Origin of the sequence: Puia sp. P3 (assembly GCF_050632245.1) — a bacterium.
In the GTDB taxonomy this organism is placed as follows: domain Bacteria; phylum Bacteroidota; class Bacteroidia; order Chitinophagales; family Chitinophagaceae; genus Puia.
The window spans coordinates 5,855,001-5,879,568 of the sequence record NZ_CP192583.1 but is presented as its reverse complement, the minus strand read 5'-3'; the positions used below and the strand labels follow the sequence as shown (position 1 = coordinate 5,879,568).

Below are 24,568 nucleotides of genomic sequence, written 5' to 3'. Positions count from 1 at the left end.
AGGTACGTCCAAAGTCATCAAAAAATGGACCTCCTTTCTGCGTCGGACTACCGGAAGGCAATTGCCAATCAGGCTTTTGACCATGGTGGTAATACCGACTGGCAGGACGCGATCCTTCGCAAAGGGTTCATTCAGAACCATAATTTGTCGTTTACGAAGAACACTTCTACAGGTAGCTATGTGGCATCGGTTTCCCGTCTTGACCAAAATGGCATCGTAAAGAGCAGCAGCTTCAAAAGAACGACCGGCCGGTTGAATGCCGAAGAGTCCTTCTTCGATAACAGGAGGCTGACGGTCAAACTGAACATGACCGCCAGCAATATCGATGAAACAGGCATACCGAACGGTAACACCGCCGGGTCGGACGGACAGTTGATCATCTACGCCCTGATGGCCAACCCCACCAGATCGATTTATGACTCTGCCGGAAAATACACCAATTTCAATCAGATCCAGCTGTTCAACCCCTCTATGTGCTCAGCGTCTATGATGACAGAACCAATACGTTTCGCGTGCTGGGCAATCTGGAAGCCTCATTGCGTCTGTTGCCGGGACTGAACTATCGCTTCAATCTGGGTATCGACAAAACAACTTCGGAGCGGAATACCACAATGTACCCGAACGTTACTGATCGTACCCCCGGGGCGCCTATGTACAAAACGACGTAAAATCACTGACTACTTTGCTGGAGCACTACCTCACCTATAACCTGGCCATTCAAAAACACCAGGTAGAAGTATTGGGTGGATTTTCTTATCAGAAGTTCAGGTTCTCGGGTACGGCCTTTGGGATGCAGAACATTGCTGCACAGGGTACAGGTGTACCCCCGATGTATAATCCGGGGTATTCGGGAATTCCTTCCGCCCCCAGCGGATATGCTCAGGAGAACGAGCTCCAGTCTTACTTCGGACGTGTGAACTATAACTTCGACAACCGATTTCTGTTTACGGCATCGATCCGCGCAGACGGCTCTACCCGGTTCGGTGACAACAACAAATATGGCTACTTCCCCTCTTTTGCGGGAGGCTGGAACATTACACGTGAAAAATTTCTGGAAAACATTCCTGCGATCAGGAGTTTGAAGCTGCGTGCCAGTTGGGGACAAACGGGTAACCAGGAAGTGCCCAACAAGATCACCCAGGCGAGCTATACCCTGTCTTCGGGTTCAGGATATTACCTCGATGGTACTAACCTCGTGAATGGAGTTTCAGTCAACCGTACCGCCAACCCAAATCTCAAATGGGAGCTAGTCGAACAATATAATGCAGGTGTTGACTTCGAGCTTTTCAAAAACAAATTATACGGTTCGATCGAGTATTATAACAAGACTACCAGAGACCCTATCCTGAACATTCCGTCTGAACCATTGAGTCCAACTACCACCGTATGGAAGAACGTCGGTGCGCAGATCATCAACAAGGGGGTTGAAATTACACTGGGATCGCAGATCATCAACACGAAGGACCTGACCTGGTCAGTCGATGTCAACGGGTCTACACTGAATAACACCATCAAAAACCTGCCTGTTTCCGAGTTGTATTCCGGTAGTATTTCAGGCCCGGGACTTTCGGGCGTGACCGCCAATATCTATAAGAACGGATACGCGGCGGGTTCGTTCTTTATGTTAAAGCACCTGGGCTACGACAAGAATGGTAAGGACGTATTCGAAGATAAGAATGGGGATGGCATTATCAATGCGGATGACAGGGAGATCTTCCAGGGTGCAATTCCCAAATTTAACTACGGCTTTAATAGCCAGCTGCGCTTTAAGACTATCGATATGTCAGTCTCGTTCATTGGGCAAGCGGGCGGGTACTTGTTCAACAACACCGCGCTTGACCTGAATATCAACAACCTGGCATCGGACCGCAATGTGCTGAAAAAATACGTTGACGCCAAAGCAAACATTGGCAACCAGGTGACCGTGTCGTCACTGTACCTGGAGAAATCAGATTTCCTCCGTCTCAACAACCTGCGTCTGGGAAATACCTTTAGTTTTAAACAGCTTCCGTGGATGCAGTCGATCAATTTATATGTAAGCGCCCAGAATCTGTTTACGATTACAAAATATTCGGGGTACGATCCTTGGTGAATACCACCAAAAATGCAAACGGCAACCAGTCGCTGGGTGTCGACTATGCTACCTATCCTTCAACAAAAACATTCCTGTTAGGCGCAACGATCAAATTCTAAATCATTTGAAATATGAACAACAGATCATTTAAACTGAATATAATAGTAGCCTGCTCATTCCTGATGGCAGCCACAGCCGGCTGTACCAAACTTAAAGAGCAGGTAATCGATGAAGTGCTGGGCTCCAATATTGCAAGCCCCCAAAATGCTCTGGCTTCGGCATACGGGCAAATGGACAATGGTACTTTTGTAGACCATAGCCAGGTGTTTTCCCTGCAGGAATATTCGACAGATGAAGCAATATTGCCTACACGTGGCAGCGACTGGGGCGACGGGGGTATCTATCGCGCTATTCATGAATTTACATGGGGGCCGTCCAATTCCATGCTTACCAACACGTGGAATAGCCTTAATAATGGTATTACGCTATCACTGACTGCCATCAGCACCATTAACAAATCAACTGCTCCCAACAAAGCCCAGCTGCTGGCGGAAGCCAAGGGACTTCTGGATCTTTACACCTTTCATGCTCCTGGACCTATACGGCCAGGCGCCCTACCGGGATCCAGCCGTGGACAATGCGCCGTTGCAGGTAAGAAAGGCAGCAACCGCCATCGATGACCTGATCAAAGACGTTGAATCGCTGATTCCGGATCTGGCAAATATCGGTCAGAACAATACAGGTAACGGGCGCTTCACAAAACAGGCGGCTTATGCCCTGCTGGCAGATATGTATCTTAACCGTGCCGTATACAAAGACCGTTATAATACCTCCACTTTCAACTTTAGTGAAGCGGCGGTTGATAACAACGGAACTGATATGGACAAGGTAATTTCCTACACTTCTCAGCTGATCGGGGGGCAATTCAAACTGGAAAGCAACTTTTTCCACAATTTCGACATACAAAACGCGAACGGGACCGAACTGATCTTTGTCATTACCCAATATGTAAACACCCTGCGCAGCAGCAGTAATAATTTTGCATATATGCCGATGGAAAGAAATCAGAAACCTTCTCCGGCTAACCGCGGCACCAATGCCATCTGCACTACTCCTGAGTTCTATGCTACCTGGGATAACAATCATGATGACCCGCGCTTTCAAAGGCACTATCAGTATGCCGACGGCACCTGGTTCATGAATGACGGTACAGATGTCAGCGTGCCTGCAACCAGTCTTGTAGTCGGTACCACCTTGCCCTGGTTCCACTTCAACCGCGGTATGCAGGTTGGTCAGCAGTATGGGCCGCGCCTTTCGGGGACCGATTATGAGCGCACGCCCGATGGCCGTATCAAAGTAAGCAAGCTGTATTGCGAAAAGGCTCCTACCCAACTCATGGACTTCACGCCTGCTCTCAATTTCGATGACCCCAACCAGTCCGTATTCACTCAGTTGGAGATCAATCGCGGCGTTCGGCCATTCAAATACGAGTTCGATCCGCAGGGGCAAAACAGCAGAAGCAACTGTGCTATTCCGGTCTACCGTCTCGGCGGAATGTATTGTATGCGAGCAGAAGCATATCTGCGCAAAGGCCAGACTGCACAGGCATTGGCTGACGTGAATATTCTGCGTACGAGCAGAACCCGTGAAGCGCTCTATGCAAATGCCCCCGGAACGGCGCTAGCTTCTATCGACATGCAGAAGCTCTACAATGAAACCGGGTTTGAAATGTATTGGGAAATGTACAGAAGAAAAGCCGCTATCCGGTTTGGCAAGTTCGAAGCAGCCGGTACAGCCAAGCCTGTGTCTCAGCCTTTCCGCCGTATTTACCCCATTCCGCAATCTACAATGGATGCTACAAAGATATTCGCGCAGAATGACGGCTATACAAAGTAGAATTCTGTAAGGAATCACAAAAGGAAAACCCGCTACAGCCAGATCCTGTAGCGGGTTTTTGTCATCTTAGGAGCTTATTTCAATTTCTTCCGAAGCCATGCCCGGGCCGGCTCATCGTATATCTTCAGGCTTATATAAGCCAGTATGATCGCACCGGAAAATGTAAGCAATGCGAAAGGCCAGGCTTCGGCAATTGTTATACCTTTATGATCGCTCACCCAGGCGACATAGAAGTAAACCAGCCGGCTTTTTACCTGCGGTTGAGACGCAGTGTTAAAAGATTGAAACAAATTGGACAAATGGAAGAAATAAAAAAAGCCGAAAACCAGTGTTTTCGGCTTGTGTACCGCGTAGGGGAGTCGGAACCCCTCATTCCTCCGTGAAAGGGAGGCGTCTTAACCGATTGACCAACGCGGCGTTTGACTTTCCTTTTCGTTTTTTCGTGAAAGGAGTGCAAAGATATAAGCAAGTTGAAAACCCGCCAAATTTTTTACCCGATTCGTTGTCAAATTTTTACCCTGGATAGAAGGGGGTGGGTTGGGCTGGCTTGTGATGAGTGTGTGCAGGCCCGGGAGGTAGGCCCGGGTGGATTGGGGATTTGCGGAATATATGACCGCGGGCAGGCGGGGGCGCAACCGCGGTAGGGGCAATCCTATTATCTCCAACCGAAATTGGGGCTGGCCAACCTGCTGGCTTTAAGAAAATTAGGCGTTGTTTTCAATTGATACCCAAAAAATTACATAGTCGTAAACAGGCAATATTGTAACTTCGCTACCTTAAAATTCAAAACACAAATTCATTTGTTATGAGCACAGTTAAAGTTGCTATCAATGGCTTTGGCCGAATCGGGCGTTTGGCGTTCCGTCAGATCCACGGTTTGGAGGGTATCGAAGTAGTGGCGATTAATGACTTGACCAGCCCCAAGGTATTGGCTCACCTGCTGAAATACGACAGTGCACAGGGCCGCTTCGAAGAAGAAGTAAAGTCTACAGAGAACTCGATTGTCGTCAACGGCAAAGAGGTAAAGATATATGCCCAGAAGAACCCTGCTGAAATTCCATGGAAACAACACGATGTAGACGTTGTCCTGGAATGCACGGGTTTCTTTACCGATAAGGACAAGGCTGCCGCTCACCTCACCGCAGGTGCGAAAAGGGTGGTTATCTCGGCTCCCGCTACCGGTGACCTCAAGACCATTGTTTTCAACGTTAACCACAATATTCTGGATGGCAGCGAGACGATCATCAGCTGTGCTTCCTGTACTACCAACTGTCTGGCTCCCATGGCTCAGGTCCTGGACGAGAAGTTTGGTATCGTGACCGGTCTCATGACGACGATCCATGCGTATACCAACGATCAGAATACGCAGGATGCGCCGCACCCCAAGGGCGATCTGCGCAGGGCCCGTGCCGCGGCGGTCAATATCGTGCCCAACAGCACAGGCGCTGCCAAGGCCATCGGCCTGGTACTGCCCAGTCTGAAAGGCAAGCTCGATGGTGGCGCACAGCGCGTACCGACCCTCACCGGTTCGCTGACAGAACTGGTTACTGTCCTGAACAAGAAGGTGACTATCGAAGAAGTCAATGCCGCCATGAAGGCCGCAGCCAACGAAAGCTTTGGATACACCGAAGACGAGATCGTAAGCAGCGATATCATCGGTATCCGCTACGGATCCCTGTACGACGCCACCCAGACCCGTGTTATCACCAATGGCGACCAGCAGCTGGTCAAAACCGTCAGCTGGTATGACAATGAAATGAGCTATGTAAGCCAGCTCGTTCGCAGCCTGCACTATTTTGCCAAATTGATCTCCAAATAAGATTGCATCTTCAAGCCCGGGCAGCCTGCCCGGGCTTCTTTAATCTAACTATTTTATGAGCCAGTTCAGCCAGCACAGCTTTGCTAATGAAAAAGCCCTCGTCCGGGTGGATTTTAACGTCCCTCTCAACGACAAATACGAGATCACCGATGACACCCGTATGCGCGCGGCTATCCCCACCATTAAAAAATACTTTCTGACGGCGGCAGTGTCATTCTGATGAGTCATCTTGGCCGGCCGAAAGACGGTCCCACCGAGAAGTATTCGCTGAAACACCTCGTCCCTCACCTGCAGCAGCTGCTGAATGCTCCTGATCAGCCGAATGTTCCCGTCCTTTTTGCCGACGACTGCATTGGCGAGAAGGCGTTTCTCACCGCGAAGATGCTCCGTTCCGGGGAAGTTCTTTTGCTCGAGAATCTGCGATTTTATAAGGAGGAAGAAAAGGGTGACAAAGGCTTTGCGGAAAAGTTGTCGAAGTTGGGTGATGTATACGTGAATGACGCGTTTGGTACCGCCCACAGGGCGCATTCGTCCACGGCGGTCATCGCACAGTTCTTTCCCAAAGACAAGAGGATGTTTGGTCTGCTGATGGAAGGCGAGGTCAGCAGCGCTGAAAAAGTATTGCACGAGGCGCAGAAGCCCTTTACCGCCATCATCGGCGGCGCCAAGGTTTCCGACAAGATACTCATTATCGAGAACCTGCTGGAGCGGGCTACCGATATCATCATCGGAGGCGGTATGGCCTATACCTTTGTCAAGGCTCAGGGCGGCAAGATAGGTAATTCCCTTTGCGAAAACGATCGTCTCGATACGGCGCGTGATCTGCTGAAGAAGGCGGAGGCGAAAGGGGTCAGAATACATCTCCCTTCAGACTCGATTATTGCCGACAAGTTCGATGCCAACGCCAACGACTCTACGGCGCCCAGCAACAATATCCCCGACGGCTGGATGGGGCTTGACATCGGCGAGAATGCCTGCGAGCAATTCGGCAACGTAGTTCGCATGTCCAGGACGATCCTCTGGAATGGTCCGATGGGGGTTTTTGAAATGGCCAAATTTCAGCACGGAACCAAGGCTATCGCGAAGGCTGTGGCCGATGCTACGCAGAAGGGCGCCTTCTCGCTGGTAGGTGGCGGCGATTCAGTAGCTGCCGTCAACCAGTTCGGTTATGCCGACAAGGTTAGCTATGTGTCCACCGGCGGGGGAGCGATGCTGGAATATTTCGAAGGAAAGGAACTGCCCGGAATTGCTGCAGTCAAGGCATAGGCGAAGGCCCGCCTTCGGCCGGCCGGCCAGCCGATCATCATATTTGAATTGAATTTAGCCCGATAATCATTAGATTTATCGGGCTATTTTTTTGTCATATGAAATACCCGATCCTGCTTTGGGTCCTGCTCGGACTCCTGTCTCCCGCCATTGCGCAAAGGTCCCATCATCCCATCGACCCGTTTGCGGGTCTGGACACTCTATTTGCCCGGGTACTTCAGGACTGGCATGCCGCCGGCTTTGCTGTGGCGGTGGTAGAGAAGAAGAAAGTAGTCTATTCCAGAGGCTTCGGCTACCGCGACGTGGAGAACAGGCAGCCCGTTACACCACATACCCTTTTTGCCATCGGATCCTGCACCAAGGCGTTTACGGCGGCTCTGATCGGGCAGCTCGACCGCCAGGGAAGGCTGGATATCGACAAGCCGGTCCGGGACTATCTACCCGAGTTGAAATTCTATAATGAAACGATGAACAGCACGATCACGCTGCGTGATATGATGTGTCACCGTACAGGGCTGCCCCGTCATGACTATGCCTGGTATCTTTTCAATTCCGGTTCGAGGGACTCCCTTATCCACCGGATACAGTATCAGGAGCCTACGGCGGGCGTCAGGGAAAAATGGCAGTATAATAACTTCATGTTCCTGGCTCAGGGTATGGTTGTTCAGAAATTGACGGACAGCAGCTGGGAAAGTAATATTGCGGAACGGCTTTTCAAGCCGTTGGGTATGAGCGAATCCGATCTTTCCGTAGCCGATCTTCAAAAGGCGCCGGAAGCCGCGATCGGATATGAATTAAAGAAAGACAGCGTTGTTCAAAGAGTAGACTATCACGTCGTCGAGGCTATAGCGCCGGCCGGAGCGATCAATAGCAGCGTCAATGATATGTCGGCCTGGGTAATGACCTGGGTCAACGGCGGTAAATACCAGGACAGAGAAATACTACCGGCCAGCTACGTCAACGAGGCTATCAGCGCCCAGATGGTCAGCGGGGGAGGAGTCCCTTCCAAAGAAGCTCCCGATATCTTTTTTCCAGCTATGGATTTGGATGGTCGCTTGCTTCCTATCGCGGTCACTACCGGGTAGAGCACGGCGGTAATATAGACGGCTTTACCGCAAGCACCTGTTTATTCCCTTCGGATAGTATCGGTATCGTTGTGCTGTGCAACCAGAGCAGCTCGCAGGTGCCGGCTATCGTAAGGAATTTTATCGCGGACAGGCTCCTGCGTCTTGGGTACAAAGACTGGAGCACTTATCTGAAGAGTCTGGCGGACAAAGGACGCGCCGATGCGAAGGCGGCGGCTTCAGCCAGGGTCGCTCCGCCCGGGTCGCTAACGCGTCCGTCTCATGCATTGGACGATTATGCGGGAATTTATAGCAATCCAGGCTATGGCAGCATGGAAGTCGTCGCCGAACACGACTCACTGTGGGTTAATTTTCCGCACGTAATATGGTGGCTGAGGCATTCCCGCTACGATGTATTCGACCCATTGGAAAAAGATCCGAAGGCGGGGATCGATACTACGGATGACGGCCCGCTGAAAGTGCAGTTCAATATGGATCAGGGTGGAAATATCAACAGTATCGCAATGAATATCGAGCCGGCTCTGAATAAACCCATTTTTTTAGCCGCACGCCAAAGCCGAACGTCCTGACTCCGGCGGACCTGCAGCGATATGCGGGGAATACCAAATCGCCAATGTTACTATAAAGTGTTATGTCAAGAACGAAACGACGCTCTATCTTGTCGTTCCGGGACAGCCGGAATATGAGCTGCTTCCGGTGGGGAAGGATAAGTTCGTGCTAAAGACGCTGCCGAATTTTGAAGAGCAGTTCGTTGTCGATGAAAAGGGGAAGTTTCCGCCATTCTATCGGTGCAGCCCAATGGCACTTTTAAGGCTGTGAGGAAAAAGCAGCCGTAGCGGTCGCGATCCTGACGACGATCTTTCCAAACTGATTTGCACCGTCCATCCATCGGAAGGCGGCCTCTCCATCTTCGAGACTGAATATTTTGTCGACTACCGGGTGAATCCGGTGCGTTGCGACGAATGCAATCATCGCTCTGAAGTCATTAGGATTACCCATGGTGGAGCCAAGAACGTTCAGTTGTTTCCAGAATATGCGGCGGAGCACAACGTTGGAGGGGTTTCCTCTTGTGGCACCATAGAAGACTAGCCGGCTACCGGGAAAGGCGAGGTCGAACAATTCGTTTACCCCGTCGCCACCGGCACCGTCTATGGTTACGTCGAAGCCGCCTGCCAGTCCGCGAAGTTCTCCGACCCATCCCTCTTTTTTGTAATTGACGGCGCCTGCCGCGCCCATGGATAGCGCCCTGGCCAGTTTGTCATCGCTACCCGAGGTAACATAAACCTGTGCGCCTGCAGCCAGCGCGAACTGGAAGGCGAAAAGTGCAACCCCGCCTCCAATCCCAGTGATCAGCACCTTTTCTCCTGACCTGACCTGCGCGCGTGTCATGATCGCCCGCCAGGCCGTTACACCGGCCAGCGGCAGCGCTGCGGCCTCTTCGAAGGATAAATGAGCTGGTTTTTCGACGAGATTGTTTGCGGGCACTTTTACGTATTCGGCCAGCGTGCCGTCGTCCGGCAGGCCTAAGATCTTAAATGAGCTGGGGCTTTGAAAGGCCGGATTGTCGCCCCAGGTCAGGGCAGGGTCGATGATCACCTGCCTGCCGACCCAGCGCTCGTGGGATGGGCCGGATGCGGTAACAACTCCGGCCCCGTCAGAACCGGGTGTGATGGGGTATTTTAGGCCGGCATATTGCCCTTTTTGGATCCATACGTCCCGGTGATTCAGTGCAGCGGCGTATACCCTAACGATCGCATCGTCGGGTCCTGCCTGGGTTCGGGGATTGCCCGAACCTCAAGGGGATGATCCTTTTCAGCTATCACCAGCGCTTTCATGGTAGTACCAGTATTTAGCTTTTGTGTCAGAACTAGTATTTAAAAACCTTTCCGCCAGCCATTACTTCCTGTGTCTTTTCGTCGAAAGTCACTTTTTCTCCTGTACGGTAGGCGGCGTTGGCCATGATCACGGCGATGGAGTGTTTGTAGCCTGCCTCGATGGGGGCATTGGGCTGCTTTCTGCTGCGGACACATTCCATCCAGTTGCGTACGTGTGCGGTGGTCAGCGGGTCGCCTCCCGTGCTTGCTTCGGTAGAGATCTTTTCGCCCAGCTCTTTTAATGAAATCTCCGGCAGCTGGTTGGCGTGCATTCCCATTGCAGATGCATATCTTTCCGTCAGTCCGCCGACGGGGGTGATCTTGTTAGTGTCAAGGTTCAGAGTCCCGCCGTTGGAGTAGTAGATTTCTTTTGTTTCACCGTCAGAATTTGTCTGACGGGAAGTAAAGGTCACCTGGAAGCCTGTGGAATGATCGTCCAGCGGGCCGTAGTCGAATACAGCGGTCATTGTGTCTGCATTCTTGCGTCCGTCTTTCCAGCAATAAATGCCGCCGTTGGCCGACACCGACCGGGGATGGGGCAGGTTGGCAAACCAGTGTACTGTATCGATCTGGTGGCTCATCCACTGACCCGGAAGACCAGAAGAATAGGGCCAGAAAAGGCGGAATTCGAGGTGTTTGCGGGCGTCGAATGCTTCGTAGGGACGGTTGATCAGGAATCGTTTCCAGTCGGTATCCTCTTCACGGAGCTGTGCTACCAGTGGCGGGTCTGCGCCAGCGTCCGGGCTGATTCACGTTCCAGGTGAGCTCGACCATGACGATCGGTCCGAATTTTCCGGACTGGATAAATTCGGCGGCTGCATGATAGTTGGCGCCACTGCGGCGCTGAGAGCCTATCTGAACGATCTTTCCGGAATCCTTAACTGCTTTCAGGACGGCCCTTGCGTCGTCCATTGTCTCGGCCAGTGGTTTTTCCGTATATGTATCACGGCCTGCCTTGACGGCCTCGATAGTATGCCAGGCGTGCTGGAAGTCTGCCGTGCTGATTATCACGGCGTCTACTTCTTTTATATTGTACAATTCGTCGTTGTTGACGCAGGCCTGTATGGAGTGGCCGAATTTCTGGGCGAGAAAATCTTTTCCTTCCTCTCTTCTTTTCTTCCATATATCCGACACCGCGATGATATCGAAATTCATCTCCTGGTTGGACCTGAGAAATGCCGGGATATGGTCGTTGCGGTGACGGTCGGAAAATCCTACCACTCCTACGCGTACCCGGTCGTTCGAGCCGATGATCCTTCTATAGCTGGCTGCGCTCAGGCCTAAGGAGCCCATATATGTGGCCATACCGGCCATAGAACTTTTACGGATAAAATCCCTACGGGTTGTTGTCATTGTTGAAGTGATTTTAAGTAGGATAAATGTACTAATTTAGGTCATCCAACAAAGAAAATGGGTGTTATATGATCAATCTAAGACCTTATTATTTACGAAAACGTTTCCGGAAGGTACTGCTGACCCTGGTTACGCTGGTATCTTTTCGTGGTATTTCACAGCCGCTGCCAGTTAAGGTCACCAGGGGATCCGCCCCATCATTCCGTGACCATTACGGTCGACGGAGCGCCTTTCACAACCTTTATGTATCCCGATACGCTGGAGAAGCCTGTCCTTTATCCTATATATGCACCCGATGGCCAGCTGATCACGCGCGGGTTCCCTGTCGCCCCCCGTGCCGGGGAGCCGGTCGACCATCCGCATCACCTGGGTCTCTGGTTCGATTACGAGAACGTGAACGGACTGGATTTCTGGAATAATTCCTACGCTATTGCTGCCAGCAAGAAAAGTCAGTATGGCTGGATCCGTACAGACAGCATTTTGCAGGCAGGCAGCTTTAGCGGTGTTTCGGGCGGCCGGGAGTCGCTGCCTCCTGTGGCCTCCGGGACGGCTCATCCTTCCCACGGACGGGCCGACGTAGGGATACTCAGGTATTCTGCCCGATGGACCGATCAAAAGCAGGACGTCCTTCTTACCGAGCATACCACTTACGTCTTCAGCGCAACGCGAGCTGAGCGGATTATCGATCGTTATACGACCCTGGATGCAAGCGTGGATGTCAGTTTCCCCGATGCAAAGGATGGCATGCTGGGGCTGCGCGTGACCAAAGAGCTGCAGATACCTTCGAATACGCCCGGAGAGTTTGTCGATGACAAGGGAAATATTACAAAGGTTGCGGCGGGGCATACTCCCGACATCAACGGAAACTATCTGACGAGCGAGGGAAAAACGGGAGACAGCGCCTGGGGCACCCGCGGCACCTGGTGTCTGTTATACGGCAAAAAACAAAATGACACGCTCAGTATCGCTATCATCGATCATCCCCGCAATCCCGGTTATCCAACCTACTGGCATGCCCGGGGCTATGGCCTTTTTGCAGCCAACCCGCTGGGCCAGAAAATTTTCAGCAATGGAAAGCAGGTGTTAGGCTACAAGCTGGAAAAAGGACAGTCGGTTACTTTCCGATACCGAATAGTCACTGCCGCCGGCGGCAGGTCGTTGTCCACCGGCAGGATCGGGCAGCTTGCCGATGCTTTTGGCAAGATGGAATGAGAAATGGATGCAATGACCTAAAAAGGGTTTTACAGGGTGACCAAAAGTGTTAATTTTACCCCGTTAACTTAAAATCTAAATAAATGAGTACGAGTAAATTGACCTTGATCGTTATCGCAGTTCTCCTCCTGTTTCTCGGCGGCTGTGGCTGCAATAGCTACAACGGGCTGATAACGGTAGACCAGAGCGTCAAGACTTCCTGGAGTAATGTCGAGACCAATTATCAGCGCCGGACCGATCTATACAACAGCGTAATAAAGGTCATCGAAGGATCCGCCAATTTCGAAAAATCCACGCTGAAGGAAGTCATCAATGCCCGGGCCAATGCAACCAAAATACAGGTCGATGTCAACGATTCTGCTTCCCTTGCCCGTTTTCAGCAGGCACAGGGACAGCTGCAGAGTTCTTTCAGCCGCCTGATGGCAGTTGCGGAGAATTACCCCGACCTGAAAACAACCCAGCAATTCAAAGACTTTCAAACGCAAATCGAAGGCACGGAGAACAGGATCAATGTTGCACGCCGGGACTTCAATGCGGCCGTCAATGAATATAACCTAAAGGTCAAGCGTTTCCCGAACAATATCTTCGCCGGTATCTTCGGCTACCACGAGAAGCCATATTATAAGTCGGATCCTGGCAGCGAGAACGCTCCCGAGATACATTTCGATATCAAATAACTACCGGCGGCCGACTTTGCGAAGAGTCGGCCGCTAACTTTAGTCTTCTGAGTAGCTATGTATATTCCTTTTATATCCCGCAGGCCTTTGCTGGGGCCGGACGAACAGCAGCAGATAGTGGCAGCGATACAATCGGCTGAACGGCTAACCAGTGGCGAGATCCGGGTATTTATCGAAAGGCACTGCCGTTATGTCGATCCGCTGGACAGGGCGACAGAGGTCTTTGCCGGCCTGAAGATGGAACAGACGAGTGCCCGCAACGGAGTACTTGTATATGTGGCTCTGAGGGACCGTCAGCCTGGCGGTCTTTGGAGATCAGGGCATCCACGAGAAAGTTGGACAGGCTTTCTGGACCGAACAGGTGCGTACAATCCTGTCCCATTTTAACAAATCCGACTATGCCGGAGGGATCGCAGATGTGGTGACCGGCATCGGGGAGGCGCTTCGGCGGCATTTCCCTTATGACCGTGAAAACGATGAAAATGAATTACCCGACGATATTGTATTTGGAAAATAATATAATGAACAAGCTCCTTTTACTATTTGCCTTTCTGTTCCTGCCGGTGGCCGGGCTTTGGGCACAGGAAGTACCGGCCAGACCCGATCCGCCCCGGCTGGTCAATGATTTTGCCCATGTCATGACAGGCGATCAGATAGCATCGCTCGAGCGCAAGCTCGTGGACTATGACGACAGTACTTCGGTACAGATCGCCATCGTTACCGTCGCGGATATCGGTGACTATGACATCGAAGACTATGCGCTAAAGCTATTCAGGGCCTGGGGTATCGGAAATAAGAAGAATAATAACGGAGTACTCGTCCTGGTGGACATGCACAGTCGTAAGGTATATATTCAGACGGGCCTTGGACTGGAAGGCGCCATTCCGGATGTCACGGCGAAGTCTATTATCGACAATGAGATGGTCCCCAATTTCAAGGGTGGCGGTCAGGACAATTTTTATCGCGGATTTAGCCATGCCGCGGATGCGCTGATCAAGGCTGCGGCGGGGGAGTACAAGGCCCCTTCGGGATATGAGCAAAGAGGGAACCGTGGCCGTCATGGCGGAGGCGGTAATGTCCTCGGGTTCCTGATTTTTATATTTATTCTCATCATCGTCTTTATCAGCCGTAATCGCGGTGGCGGCGGTGGTGGGGGAGGCGTTTACCGGGGAAGCGGCATACTTCCTTTTATTATCGGCACCATGGTAGGGCGTGGGTTTCGTGGCGGCGGTGACTGGGGCGGTGGAGGAGGAGGCGGCTGGTCCGGCGGAGACAGTGGAGGCGGCGGATTCGGCGGATTTGGCGGGGGTGATACCGGAGGCGGCGGAGCAAGCGGAAGCTGGTAAGATGCCTGATCTGGCTTAATAAAGAAGGCCCCGGGAATTCCGGGGCCTTTTGCTGGGGCCTTTTTCGTGGACCACTTCTATATATCAGAATCCTTTTTTGCTGTCGGTAAGTTTAGTTTTTATATAGTCTGCCTGATCCTGGAGGCCGGCAGCGTGTTTTTGTGCTGCGACACCGTTGAGGGCATTGTCAAAATACGGATCCGTCTGTTTCCGGTATGCCTGGGGGATGGCTTGCTTGAACTGGATCAGCAGGTCGACCCCTCTTTTTAGTCTTTCCGGGCTCTTTACCTTTGTCAGCATACTTGCGAAGGGCATTACCATCTCGAATTTGTTCTGATTGGTGGACATTTTCTCGAAATTGTTTGCTACTACGTCGAAATCGCTTTCTTCACCCGACTTGATCAGTACTGCGGAGATTGCCGTAGAGAGTTCGCCTTTTGCGGGCGCCTGCTGCAGTTTCTTGGCGAGTGTCAGCGCCTGGACGCTGTCGATAGTGGACAGGGCTTCCAGTGCGTTGCCTGCTACCGAATAAGAAGAGTCGGAGGTCGCCTTCAGGAACAAGTTCTTGTAGGTGGGGTTCTCGAAACTGCCGAGGATATCGATGGCTTTGGCCTTGACGATGCGGCTCTGGTCGTGTTCGGCCAGGTCTGCGATGAGGGACTCAAAAGCGGTACGGATAGCATCCTTTTTCATGTCGAGCTTGCCGAGCGCGTAACCGCGAAGGCGATAATATTTGTCTTTCAGCGCGGTCTTCATCAGGGCCAGGGCTTTGGGGTCGTCCTGGTTCTTAGAGCAGAACTCTATAGCTTCCCTTCTGTCTACGTAGTTGCCGGCATATTTATACTGGTGAAGATAATTGTCCAGCGTCTTATTGTCTTTTTTCTCGCAGAGCAGGACTTTTTCGCCGTCTACGTTGACAAGGTCGGGGCGGCTGCCATTGTAGTCGAAGGTGAAGGTGTCGGTTTTGTTCTCTATCCAAATGTTGTGACGAACCTTTGCGGCGCCGTTGTATATGTCGATGGCGATGGGCAGGCGGAATATTTTACCCGTTTCCTGGGTTTGATTGACGATGACTTTTACCTTTTTGCCGGCGTCGTCATAGGCGTAATCGATCGTCAGTTTCGGATGACCGCTACCATAGTACCATTGGTTCCAGTACCAGTTGAGGTCTTCTCCGGTTACTTCTTCGAAAGCCAGGCGGAGGTTTTGCGCTTCGGCGGATTTGAATTTATTGGTAGTCAGATAAAGATTCAGGGACTTGAAAAAGGCGCTGTCGCCGACGTAGCGGCGAAGCATATTCAGGATGCGGCCGCCTTTGGGATAGCTAACCTGATCGAATACGTCTTCCTTGTCTTCGTAGTAAAAGCGGACCAGGTTCTTTTCTGAGTTTTCAGGCTGCTGCAGATAGCTTTGGATGCCCTGGTAGTTAACAGCGTCTCCGGCGTCTTTGCCATATTTATATTCATTCCATAGCGTCTCGCTATAGTCGGCGAAGGATTCGTTCACGGTGATATTGCTCCAGCTTTCGGTAGTTACCAGGTCCCCAAACCATTGGTGGAACAGTTCGTGGGCGATCACGTCTTCCCAGTCGTTGCCGTCCGATAGTTGGCGGGCATCCTGCTGTGCGGCGTCACCGTGTAAGGTAGAGGTGGTATTCTCCATGGCTCCGCTGACATAGTCCCGGCCGACCATCTGCGAATATTTAGGCCAGGGGTAGTCAATGCCGGTAATGCGTGAGTAGAAAGCAATCATTTCCGGGGTATTGCCGAATATGCGGCGTGCAACGGGGGCGTACGCCTTTTCAACGTAGTAGCTGACTTCTTTGCCTTTATATGAATCCTTTACTACGGCAAAGTCTCCAACGCCCATGAAGAAAAGGTAAGGGGCGTGGGGCAGGTCCATCTTCCAGTGATCAGTGCGGGTGCCGTCTCCGTTGTTCTTTTGGCTGACGAGCAGGCCGTTGGACAGGGTCACATATTTTGCGGGCACGGTCATGGTGATCTCTTCGGTTGACTTCTGGTTTGGCTTGTCGATCGTTGGGAACCATACCGAATTGGCTTCTGTTTCCCCCTGCGTCCAGATCTCGGTGGGCTTGTCCTTGTCTTCTCCTTTGGGATTTATGAAGTAAAGACCTTTAGCGTCTGTGATGGCGGCGCTGCCCTGATGCACTTTCAACTCGTTAGGTTTTGACGTATAGTCAATGAATATCGTGTACTTTTCGGTATACTTATAAGTTTTATCCAGATGGATGTGAAGGGTCATTCCGTCATAGTCATACTTAAGGGGGTAGTTGTTCCGTCCTTTTCGATGGCGACCTTATGAAGGTCCATTCCCTTGGCGTCGAGGGTGAGGGAGTCGCTGGGGTAAAAATGAGGTTTTATGGTTACCCACTCCTTGCCATACATATAACTCTTGTCGTAGTCAAACTTTACTTCCAGTCTGGTATGGATCAGGTCGTTGTATTTAGTTGCTGTGGCCCGGTATTCCTTTTTCCATGGTTCGTCTTCCGGCTGTTTACTTTGTGCGTGCAGAATCATTCCGCAGGATAGTAAGCCGGACAAGAGGACAAGAGGCTTACCGCATTTGTAAAATGCTGGTCGAGTAAACCGTTGAAGTTTTGACTGAATCAAATTCATATTATTATTTTTCAGGGGATAAAGATAATCGGCTTCGGGGTTAAGAGAAGACAAAAATGGATAAAAGGTAGTATATGACCTCACGAACATATTGTATAGCAATTAATCAATAAATGTATTATTCGCTGAATCTGTTCACTATAGTTTTCCTTAATTTGCAGTAGTTTATAACTCTAACCATGTCAAAGTTCGGATTGGTAGTCGTTTTGATGTTGATGGCGGGCGTCGGCCGCGCGCAGGGCTATTTTGTGTTCATCGAGGCCGATAACAACCAACCGTTCTATGTCCGTGTAGGAGAGCAGGTATATCCTTCTTCGGCCGCGGGGCATCTCATTCTTGCTCAGTTGAAGGACAGCACGTATATTATTACTATTGGTCTGCCAGGGCAGTCTGCGCTGGAGCGGCGATATGCGGTGGCTATCCGGCGGAGAGATCTGGAATTCAGACTAAAGGACCTGGGCGACAGGGGATGGGGGTTATATGACGAGCAGGCGAGGGAAATGAAGACGCCGGAGGCCGGGGGAGGGAAGTGGAGGTTACGCCGCCTGGCATTAAGAAAGACGATGCTTTTTCCCGTCTTATGGCTGGGGTGGTGCAGGACACGGCGGTGCTATATAATACTTATGCAATGTCGGAGCCGGATAGTGTCAGGAAGGATTCTTCGGTTCTGCCTGCGGGGAAAGTTGGTGCCGGAGTGAAGCCTGTGGCGGAGCCAGGCGGGACTGGAACTTTAGTTACGACCAGGGTTGGTACCGATACGCTGGCCCGTGCGCCGGTGACGCCGCCTCCGGTAAGGGATTCTTCGAATCTCAAAGGTGGTGAGGACCAGACTGGTTCTTTGCCGCCTGTTGGAGATAGTGTAAGGGTGACGGCCGGGATTCCGGTCCGTGCGGTGGATTCGGGTGTTGTGGCAGTTGGGAATGGGAAGGCTGCCAGCCGGTCCAGGGGGGTGGTAAAGTTGAGTGAGCGGAAGCTGCCTCGTTCGGTGCGAATGTCTTTTGCGGACCGGTCTGCGGGTAAGAGGGCTGACACTATTGTACTTTTCATACCGGTCGATACGCCTGCAGTTGCAAGGGAGGGAATAAAGCCGGTGCGTGGAGCGGATTCGGGGCGGGTGACTGCGCCGCCGAAGGCGCACGGGCCTAATCCGGATAGTCCATTGTTGCAGAACGGCGGGCCGGGGCGTTCAGTTGTCGGTACGGCCGCTCCCGAGGCGGAGAGACTGCGGCCGGCGGATACGCCCCGTAAGGTGTCAGAGGCGAAGGGCGCTCTTCCATTTGTCAATTCCGATTGTCATAATTATGCCTCCGACTACGACGTGGACAAGCTGAGGGTCAAGCTATTGGAGCTTAGTAAGGACGAGGACCGGATTACCGCGGCCCGCAAGGTCTTTAAGACGCGTTGTTTTGCTACGCGGCAGATACGGGCTCTGAGTGAGGTTTTTAGTGGTGACGCGGGCAAATACAGATTTTTTGAAGCGGCCTATCCTTTTTGTTCTGACAGTCAGTTCGGTGAGTTGGGGGGCTGCTGACGGACCCGGTATATAGCGGCAAGTTTCGCGCGATGGTTGAGCATTGAGAATTGTTTGACTGAGGTTGTTATCTTTGCAGCCCTTAAGCACATGCCCAGATATTTTCTTGAGTTGGCCTATAAAGGCACGAATTACAAGTGGATTTCAGGTCCAGGACAATGCAATCTCCATTCAGCAGGAGGTGGAGAGGGCGTTGGGTATATTTTTCCGTACTTCTGTCAGTCTTACGGGGTCGTCGAGGACCGATGGGGGGTACACGCCTACCAGAACTTTTTTCATTTTGATTATGAAGGAGTTATAGAAAAGAAGGTTTTGTATAATATCAATGCGATACTGCCTGTGGATATTGCGTTGAAGGGTATTTATCCGGTTGCGGCTGATGCGCATTGCAGGTTCGATGCGGTCAGTCGGGAGTACCGGTATTATATATACAGGGATAAGGATCCGTTTTTAGAAGACCGGGCGTATTTCTTTCCGTACACGCTGGACTTGGATAGGATGAGGGAGGCGGCGGATGTGGTTAAGGGGTTTGAGGATTTTACGAGTTTTGCGAAGCGGAATACGCAGGTGAAGACTTTTGATTGCAGGATCTATGAGAGTTATTGGGAGAGGGAGGGAAAGTGTTGGGTATATCATGTAAAAGCGAATCGTTTTTTGCGTGGGATGGTGCGGGGTTTGGTGGGTACGATGTTGCAGGTGGGGAGGGGTAAGATCGGGGTGGATGAGTTTGCGGATATTTTGCGTGGGAGGGACAATCAGCTGGCGGATTTTTCTACGCCTGGGCATGGGCTTTTTCTTTTTCAGGTATCCTTTCCTGTTAGTATCCTGCCGGAAAATAAGTTGTGATCAAATTGGGTGGTGTAAGAAGTGAGTTTGTGCGCGGTGGATTCGCGCTCAATTTTTTTATTTTGCTGAAAGTGCCGTCCGGTGAGGGTTTGGGGAGTTGTGGAAAAGAATAGTTCAAAAAAGATTTGGCGGCGATGTACAACTGCTTATCTTTGCAACCCGATTTGAAACAGAGGTGTCGGCGAGTAGTGAGAGAAGAGTGAGTAAGAGATAGATGTGGTGGGAGTTTTAGCAAATTTGGGAGCAGTTCTTTGTTTGTAGCGACGCGGTTGAACGAGAGAAAAAGTAGAGACGAAAGTTTCGAAAAAAGTGAAGAAAATTTTGATGGTTTGAATACTCGTTGTATCTTTGCCGTCCGCTCTAAAAAATTACAAGTTCTTCGAAATACTAATAGCTGTTTTCTGAAAAAGAAAACTTCAAAAAACGGCAAAAAGTTTTTGATGATTTGATAAAGGCCCTTACCTTTGCATCCCCGTTCGAAACGATGAGTTTTGAGGAAGCGGGGAGGCTGAGGAAAAAGCCAAAAGATCTTTGAAAGAATGGAAACAACAGAACGTAAATGTTAAGCACATTTATGGTAAGGTTATGTTAGCGAAAAATATCGATAATATGACGTCAAATTTCGAGAGAAATTAGATAGTCAGTATCAAAACTCATTTACAATGGAGAGTTTGATCCTGGCTCAGGATGAACGCTAGCGGCAGGCTTAATACATGCAAGTCGTGGGGCAGCGCGGGTAGCAATACCTGGCGGCGACCGGCAAACGGGTGCGGAACACGTACGCAACCTTCCTTTAAGCGGTGAATAGCCCAGGGAAACTTGGATTAATACACCATAAGATTATGGGGTGGCATCACCTAGTAATTAAAGCTCCGGCACTTAAAGATGGGCGTGCGGCTGATTAGGTAGTTGGCGGGGTAACGGCCCACCAAGCCGACGATCAGTAACTGGTGTGAGAGCACGACCAGTCACACGGGCACTGAGACACGGGCCCGACTCCTACGGGAGGCAGCAGTAAGGAATATTGGTCAATGGACGCAAGTCTGAACCAGCCATGCCGCGTGGAGGATGAAGGCCCTCTGGGTTGTAAACTTCTTTTATCTGGGAAGAAACCGGACTTTTCTAAGGCCGTTGACGGTACCAGATGAATAAGCACCGGCTAACTCCGTGCCAGCAGCCGCGGTAATACGGAGGGTGCAAGCGTTATCCGGATTCACTGGGTTTAAAGGGTGCGTAGGTGGGCAGGTAAGTCAGTGGTGAAATCTCCGGGCTTAACCCGGAAACTGCCGTTGATACTATCTGTCTTGAATGTAGTGGAGGTGAGCGGAATATGTCATGTAGCGGTGAAATGCTTAGATATGACATAGAACACCCATTGCGAAGGCAGCTCGCTACACTATTATTGACACTGAGGCACGAAAGCGTGGGGATCAAACAGGATTAGATACCCTGGTAGTCCACGCCCTAAACGATGGATACTCGACATCAGCGATACACAGTTGGTGTCTGAGCGAAAGCATTAAGTATCCCACCTGGGAAGTACGACCGCAAGGTTGAAACTCAAAGGAATTGACGGGGGTCCGCACAAGCGGTTGGAGCATGTGGTTTAATTCGATGATACGCGAGGAACCTTACCTGGGCTAGAATGCAGATAGACCGCCGGTGAAAGCTGGTTTTGTAGCAATACACTGTCTGTAAGGTGCTGCATGGCTGTCGTCAGCTCGTGCCGTGAGGTGTTGGGTTAAGTCCCGCAACGAGCGCAACCCCCATCACTAGTTGCCATCAGGTAAAGCTGGGAACTCTAGTGAAACTGCCGTCGTAAGACGCGAGGAAGGAGGGGATGATGTCAAGTCATCATGGCCTTTATGCCCGGGGCTACACACGTGCTACAATGGGAGAGACAAAGGGCAGCGACACGGCGACGTGAAGCTAATCCCAAAAACTCTTTCTCAGTTCAGATTGCAGTCTGCAACTCGACTGCATGAAGCTGGAATCGCTAGTAATCGTATATCAGCAATGATACGGTGAATACGTTCCCGGACCTTGTACACACCGCCCGTCAAGCCATGGAAGCCGGGTGTACCTAAAGTCGGTAACCGCAAGGAGCCGCCTAGGGTAAAACTGGTGACTGGGGCTAAGTCGTAACAAGGTAGCCGTATCGGAAGGTGCGGCTGGAATACCTCCTTTTTAGAGCTAATAAAGCATAACCACTTGTTGTTTCCTTCTTTTAATTTGAATGAATAGTTCTTTAAATAATTAGTAACCCGAGTGATTGCGGGGTCGATTTGAGTCGGCGTCGTAAACAAAAAGGGGGCTACAGACAGATCCGTAGCTCAGCCTGGTTAGAGCACTACACTGATAATGTAGGGGTCAGCAGTTCAAATCTGCTCGGGTCTACTAGAAGGTAAGGAGAGAAGCTGGAGAGGTTGAAAAGGAGAAGGTGATCAGCGCTCAAGAGCCGCCCTGGGGGATTAGCTCAGTTGGCTAGAGCACCTGCTTTGCAAGCAGGGGGTCATCGGTTCTGACTCCGATATCCTCCACAAGGTAGAAAAGAGTTCTTTTAAAATTATTGATGTGATATTACGGAGGCGGTTAGCCGAAGTAAGGATCAGGGGTTCGAAACTCCGGCATCAGCAGTCCCTGGAAACAGGGAAAGTTCTTTGACATATTGGGAAAAAAGTTGTAATACCGAGTAACTTTTATGGTGGTAAGACACCTTAAAATTTGGTAAGATTTTTAAAGCAAATAAGGGCGCATGGTGGATGCCTAGGCTCTAAGAGGCGATGAAGGACGTGGTAAGCTGCGATAAGCTGCGGGGAGCTGCACACAAGCATTATATCCGCAGATTTCCGAATGGGACAACCCGGCACACTGAAGGTGTGTCAACCGAAAGGTAGCCAACCCAGGGAACTGAAACATCTAAGTACCTGGAGGAAAAGAAAACAAACGTGATTTCCTGAGTAGTGGCGAGCGAAAAGGAAACAGCCCAAACCACAAGTGGCGTGCTGCTGTGGGGTTGTAGGAGCCGCATTTAGAAAGTGACATCAAACTGAACCTTCTGGAAAGTTGGGCCAAAGCGGGTGATAGCCCCGTAGGTATAAATTGTCATGGACGAGCGGTACCCTGAGTAGGGCGGGACCGGAGGAATCCTGCTTGAAACTGCCGGCACCATCCGGTAAGGCTAAATACTCCTTAGAGACCGATAGTGAACCAGTACCGTAAGGGAAAGGTGAAAAGCACCCCAAACAGGGGAGTGAAATAGTACCTGAAACCGTGCGCCTACAAGCGGTTGGAGCCCGCAAGGGTGACAGCGTGCCTTTTGCATAATGAACCTACGAGTTACTCCTCACTGGCGAGGTTAAGTTCTTAAGTAACGGAGCCGTAGCGAAAGCGAGTCCGAACAGGGCGCTTAGTCAGTGGGGGTAGACGCGAAACTTTGTGATCTATCCATGGGCAGGTTGAAGGTGTGGTAACACACACTGGAGGACCGAACTCATTAGCGTTGAAAAGCTATGGGATGACCTGTGGATAGGGGTGAAAGGCCAATCAAACTGAGAGATAGCTCGTTCTCCCCGAAATGTTTTTAGGAACAGCGTCGCATATAGAAGTTTATTAGAGGTAGAGCTACTGATTGGGCTAGGGGCTTCACCGCCTACCAAACCCTGACAAACTCCGAATGCTAATAAATATCTGCGGCAGTGAGGCTGTGGGTGCTAAGATCCATGGCCGAGAGGGAAATAACCCAGATTAGCAACTAAGGTCCCTAATACGTAGTTAAGTTGAACAAACGAAGTTTGAACCCTATAACAGCCAGTGATGTTGGCTTGGAAGCAGCCATTCATTTAAAGAGTGCGTAACAGCTCACTGGTCGAGGGTTCAGGCACGGAAAATAATCGGGCATCAAACTACGAACCGAAGTTCTAAGATTGCCATTTGATGGTATATCGGTAGGGGAGCATTCTGATCCGCTGCGAAGGTGTACGGCGACGTATGCTGGAGCGTTCAGAAAAGAAAATGTAGGTATAAGTAACGATAAATAAAGTGAAAAACTTTATCGCCGTAAGTCTCAAGGGTTCCTGATCAACGTTAATCGGATCAGAGGTTAGTCGGGTCCTTAGGAAAACCCGAAAGGGGCATCTGATGGAAAACTGGTTAATATTCCAGTACCCGCTTTAGTTTCGATGGGGCGACGCAGAAGTGAAACTCACACGAGGGATACGGAATTCCCCGTTTAAGTACGTAGTTATAGGGCTGCCAGTGCAAATCCGGTGGTCTTGACGAAATACGAAAGTATATGAGAGCTTCGGCTCGATTGAGTGAGGTAATAGCTGCCGAGAAAAACCTCTAAGGTTAGGCTAAAGCGGCCCGTACCGCAAACCGACACAGGTAGACGAGAAGAATATTCTAAGGCGCTCGGGTGAGCCGTGGAGAAGGAACTAGGCAAATTGTGGCTGTAACTTCGGGATAAAGCCAGCCTACTTCGGTAGGCCTCAGTAAAATGGTTCAACCAACTGTTTAACAAAAACACAGGGCCCTGCAAAATCGTAAGATGACGTATAGAGCCTGATACCTGCCCGGTGCTGGAAGGTTAAGGAAGGGTGTTCGGCGCAAGCCAAAGCTCCTGACTGAAGCCCCAGTAAACGGCGGCCGTAACTATAACGGTCCTAAGGTAGCGGAAATTCCTTGTCGGGTAAGTTCCGACCTGCACGAATGGTCTAATGAGTTGAACACTGTCTCCTCCACGAGCCCGGTGAAATTGTAGTATCGGTGAAGATGCCGGTTACCCGTCACGGGACGGAAAGACCCCGTGAACCTTCACTACAACTTTGCATTGATTTTGAATTACGGATGTGTAGAATAGTTGGGACTCTTTGAAGCAGGGGCGCCAGCCTTTGTGGGAGAGGTCGTTGAAATACCAACCTTCTTTGATTTAGAGTCTAACCCCTTGCGGGG

Annotated in this window: 19 protein-coding genes, 3 tRNA genes, 2 rRNA genes and 2 pseudogenes (1 of these 26 running past the window's edge); 19 read left to right on the top strand and 7 right to left on the bottom strand. The window is 50.9% G+C overall.

All coding sequences use genetic code 11. From position 1 onward, the window contains the following. The first annotated feature begins 24 nt into the window (after window positions 1–24). The 4 genes from ACQ86N_RS37110 (at window position 25) to ACQ86N_RS37095 (ending at window position 3,970) form a co-directional block, all read left to right on the top strand. Window positions 25–558 carry a hypothetical protein gene (locus ACQ86N_RS37110; protein WP_431211425.1) on the top strand — a complete coding sequence of 178 codons (534 nt, stop codon included), beginning with the start codon at window positions 25–27 and terminating at the stop codon, window positions 556–558. 124 nt (window positions 559–682) lie between these two features. Continuing rightward, complete coding sequence (locus ACQ86N_RS37105; protein ID WP_431211424.1) at window positions 683–2,092, top strand: TonB-dependent receptor domain-containing protein; 1,410 nt, start codon at window positions 683–685, stop codon at window positions 2,090–2,092. A gap of 113 nt (window positions 2,093–2,205) precedes the next feature. Then, window positions 2,206–2,754 (top strand): hypothetical protein, encoded by a 549-nt coding sequence (locus ACQ86N_RS37100; protein ID WP_431211423.1) that lies wholly within the window; start codon window positions 2,206–2,208, stop codon window positions 2,752–2,754. Next, window positions 2,705–3,970, top strand: coding sequence for a RagB/SusD family nutrient uptake outer membrane protein (locus ACQ86N_RS37095; RefSeq protein WP_431211422.1), 1,266 nt, complete (start codon window positions 2,705–2,707; stop codon window positions 3,968–3,970). Before ACQ86N_RS37100 ends, ACQ86N_RS37095 begins: the two co-directional genes overlap by 50 nt. 344 nt (window positions 3,971–4,314) lie before the next feature. Here ACQ86N_RS37095 and ACQ86N_RS37090 read toward each other — a convergent pair. Then, window positions 4,315–4,387, bottom strand: a tRNA-Glu gene (locus ACQ86N_RS37090). Window positions 4,388–4,775: 388 nt separating this feature from the next. Here ACQ86N_RS37090 and gap point away from each other — a divergent pair. The 4 genes and pseudogenes from gap (at window position 4,776) to ACQ86N_RS37070 (ending at window position 8,709) form a co-directional block, all read left to right on the top strand. Beyond that, on the top strand, window positions 4,776–5,789 hold the full coding sequence (gene gap, locus ACQ86N_RS37085; protein ID WP_431211421.1) for a type I glyceraldehyde-3-phosphate dehydrogenase: 1,014 nt from the start codon (window positions 4,776–4,778) through the stop codon (window positions 5,787–5,789). Between the two features lie 55 nt (window positions 5,790–5,844). After that, window positions 5,845–7,055: pseudogene (locus ACQ86N_RS37080) on the top strand (phosphoglycerate kinase). Window positions 7,056–7,153: 98 nt separating this feature from the next. Further along, window positions 7,154–8,140 (top strand): serine hydrolase domain-containing protein, encoded by a 987-nt coding sequence (locus tag ACQ86N_RS37075; RefSeq protein ID WP_431211420.1) that lies wholly within the window; start codon window positions 7,154–7,156, stop codon window positions 8,138–8,140. A gap of 71 nt (window positions 8,141–8,211) precedes the next feature. After that, on the top strand, window positions 8,212–8,709 hold the full coding sequence (locus ACQ86N_RS37070; RefSeq protein WP_431211419.1) for a DUF3471 domain-containing protein: 498 nt from the start codon (window positions 8,212–8,214) through the stop codon (window positions 8,707–8,709). 238 nt (window positions 8,710–8,947) lie between these two features. On the opposite strand, the gene ACQ86N_RS37065 is transcribed toward ACQ86N_RS37070, so the two are convergent. The 4 genes and pseudogenes from ACQ86N_RS37065 to ACQ86N_RS37050 all read right to left on the bottom strand — a co-directional run bounded on the left by ACQ86N_RS37065 (window position 8,948) and on the right by ACQ86N_RS37050 (window position 11,307). After that, entirely contained in the window at window positions 8,948–9,625 is a 678-nt protein-coding gene (locus ACQ86N_RS37065; RefSeq protein ID WP_431217745.1) for a zinc-binding dehydrogenase, read from the bottom strand. Continuing rightward, window positions 9,608–9,895, bottom strand: a pseudogene (locus ACQ86N_RS37060) (MDR/zinc-dependent alcohol dehydrogenase-like family protein); the annotation flags it as partial. The pseudogene ACQ86N_RS37060 and the gene ACQ86N_RS37065, both read right to left, overlap by 18 nt. 112 nt (window positions 9,896–10,007) lie before the next feature. Then, entirely contained in the window at window positions 10,008–10,595 is a 588-nt protein-coding gene (locus tag ACQ86N_RS37055) for a hypothetical protein (protein ID WP_431211418.1), read from the bottom strand. A gap of 118 nt (window positions 10,596–10,713) precedes the next feature. Continuing rightward, entirely contained in the window at window positions 10,714–11,307 is a 594-nt protein-coding gene (locus tag ACQ86N_RS37050) for a Gfo/Idh/MocA family protein (protein WP_431211417.1), read from the bottom strand. 264 nt (window positions 11,308–11,571) lie between these two features. Between ACQ86N_RS37050 and ACQ86N_RS37045 the strand changes: the two genes are divergently transcribed. The 4 genes from ACQ86N_RS37045 to ACQ86N_RS37030 all read left to right on the top strand — a co-directional run bounded on the left by ACQ86N_RS37045 (window position 11,572) and on the right by ACQ86N_RS37030 (window position 14,602). Further along, a complete protein-coding gene (locus tag ACQ86N_RS37045; RefSeq protein WP_431211416.1) occupies window positions 11,572–12,579 on the top strand; it encodes a PmoA family protein in 1,008 nt (335 codons plus the stop codon). An 83-nt stretch (window positions 12,580–12,662) separates the two neighbouring features. Beyond that, entirely contained in the window at window positions 12,663–13,256 is a 594-nt protein-coding gene (locus ACQ86N_RS37040; RefSeq protein ID WP_431211415.1) for a LemA family protein, read from the top strand. 57 nt (window positions 13,257–13,313) lie between these two features. Continuing rightward, complete coding sequence (locus ACQ86N_RS37035) at window positions 13,314–13,643, top strand: TPM domain-containing protein (protein WP_431211414.1); 330 nt, start codon at window positions 13,314–13,316, stop codon at window positions 13,641–13,643. A gap of 134 nt (window positions 13,644–13,777) precedes the next feature. After that, window positions 13,778–14,602 (top strand): TPM domain-containing protein, encoded by an 825-nt coding sequence (locus tag ACQ86N_RS37030; RefSeq protein ID WP_431211413.1) that lies wholly within the window; start codon window positions 13,778–13,780, stop codon window positions 14,600–14,602. Between the two features lie 84 nt (window positions 14,603–14,686). On the opposite strand, the gene ACQ86N_RS37025 is transcribed toward ACQ86N_RS37030, so the two are convergent. Both ACQ86N_RS37025 and ACQ86N_RS37020 read right to left on the bottom strand, forming a co-directional pair. After that, the gene (locus tag ACQ86N_RS37025) at window positions 14,687–16,864 is read right to left on the bottom strand and encodes a M1 family aminopeptidase (RefSeq protein WP_431211412.1); all 2,178 of its coding nucleotides are present in this window, start codon (window positions 16,862–16,864) and stop codon (window positions 14,687–14,689) included. Then, window positions 16,861–17,139, bottom strand: coding sequence for a hypothetical protein (locus ACQ86N_RS37020; protein WP_431211411.1), 279 nt, complete (start codon window positions 17,137–17,139; stop codon window positions 16,861–16,863). Before ACQ86N_RS37020 ends, ACQ86N_RS37025 begins: the two co-directional genes overlap by 4 nt. A gap of 278 nt (window positions 17,140–17,417) precedes the next feature. On the opposite strand from ACQ86N_RS37020, the gene ACQ86N_RS37015 reads away from it, so the two are divergent. From ACQ86N_RS37015 to ACQ86N_RS36985, 7 genes are all read left to right on the top strand, one after another. Then, window positions 17,418–17,936 carry a hypothetical protein gene (locus ACQ86N_RS37015; RefSeq protein WP_431211410.1) on the top strand — a complete coding sequence of 173 codons (519 nt, stop codon included), beginning with the start codon at window positions 17,418–17,420 and terminating at the stop codon, window positions 17,934–17,936. After that, entirely contained in the window at window positions 17,933–18,769 is an 837-nt protein-coding gene (locus ACQ86N_RS37010) for a DUF4476 domain-containing protein (RefSeq protein WP_431211409.1), read from the top strand. The genes ACQ86N_RS37015 and ACQ86N_RS37010 overlap by 4 nt, the downstream gene beginning before the upstream one ends. A 312-nt stretch (window positions 18,770–19,081) precedes the next feature. Continuing rightward, window positions 19,082–19,615, top strand: a complete 534-nt coding sequence (locus tag ACQ86N_RS37005; protein WP_431211408.1) for a tRNA pseudouridine synthase A — start codon at window positions 19,082–19,084, stop codon at window positions 19,613–19,615. Window positions 19,616–20,274: 659 nt separating this feature from the next. Then, window positions 20,275–21,802: ribosomal RNA gene (locus tag ACQ86N_RS37000) — 16S ribosomal RNA — on the top strand. A 135-nt stretch (window positions 21,803–21,937) separates the two neighbouring features. Continuing rightward, window positions 21,938–22,012, top strand: a tRNA-Ile gene (locus ACQ86N_RS36995). Window positions 22,013–22,080: 68 nt separating this feature from the next. Then, window positions 22,081–22,155: transfer RNA gene (locus ACQ86N_RS36990), tRNA-Ala, on the top strand. A gap of 195 nt (window positions 22,156–22,350) precedes the next feature. After that, a 23S ribosomal RNA gene (locus ACQ86N_RS36985) occupies window positions 22,351–24,568 on the top strand (it continues 663 nt past the right edge of the window). The 16S and 23S rRNA genes sit together here with 2 tRNA genes alongside, the layout of an rRNA operon.

What these genes read in the sequence shown, in the direction of transcription:
- ACQ86N_RS37110 (WP_431211425.1), top strand. Translation starts at nt 25, where the DNA reads ATGGACCTCCTTTCTGCGTCGGACTACCGGAAGGCAATTGCCAATCAG.
- ACQ86N_RS37100 (WP_431211423.1), top strand. Translation starts at nt 2,206, where the DNA reads ATGAACAACAGATCATTTAAACTGAATATAATAGTAGCCTGCTCATTC.
- gap (WP_431211421.1), top strand. Translation starts at nt 4,776, where the DNA reads ATGAGCACAGTTAAAGTTGCTATCAATGGCTTTGGCCGAATCGGGCGT.
- ACQ86N_RS37075 (WP_431211420.1), top strand. Translation starts at nt 7,154, where the DNA reads ATGAAATACCCGATCCTGCTTTGGGTCCTGCTCGGACTCCTGTCTCCC.
- ACQ86N_RS37055 (WP_431211418.1), bottom strand. Translation starts at nt 10,595, where the DNA reads ATGAGCCACCAGATCGATACAGTACACTGGTTTGCCAACCTGCCCCAT.
- ACQ86N_RS37050 (WP_431211417.1), bottom strand. Translation starts at nt 11,307, where the DNA reads ATGGGCTCCTTAGGCCTGAGCGCAGCCAGCTATAGAAGGATCATCGGC.
- ACQ86N_RS37040 (WP_431211415.1), top strand. Translation starts at nt 12,663, where the DNA reads ATGAGTACGAGTAAATTGACCTTGATCGTTATCGCAGTTCTCCTCCTG.
- ACQ86N_RS37035 (WP_431211414.1), top strand. Translation starts at nt 13,314, where the DNA reads ATGTATATTCCTTTTATATCCCGCAGGCCTTTGCTGGGGCCGGACGAA.
- ACQ86N_RS37030 (WP_431211413.1), top strand. Translation starts at nt 13,778, where the DNA reads ATGAACAAGCTCCTTTTACTATTTGCCTTTCTGTTCCTGCCGGTGGCC.
- ACQ86N_RS37025 (WP_431211412.1), bottom strand. Translation starts at nt 16,864, where the DNA reads ATGACCCTTCACATCCATCTGGATAAAACTTATAAGTATACCGAAAAG.
- ACQ86N_RS37020 (WP_431211411.1), bottom strand. Translation starts at nt 17,139, where the DNA reads ATGATTCTGCACGCACAAAGTAAACAGCCGGAAGACGAACCATGGAAA.
- ACQ86N_RS37015 (WP_431211410.1), top strand. Translation starts at nt 17,418, where the DNA reads ATGTCAAAGTTCGGATTGGTAGTCGTTTTGATGTTGATGGCGGGCGTC.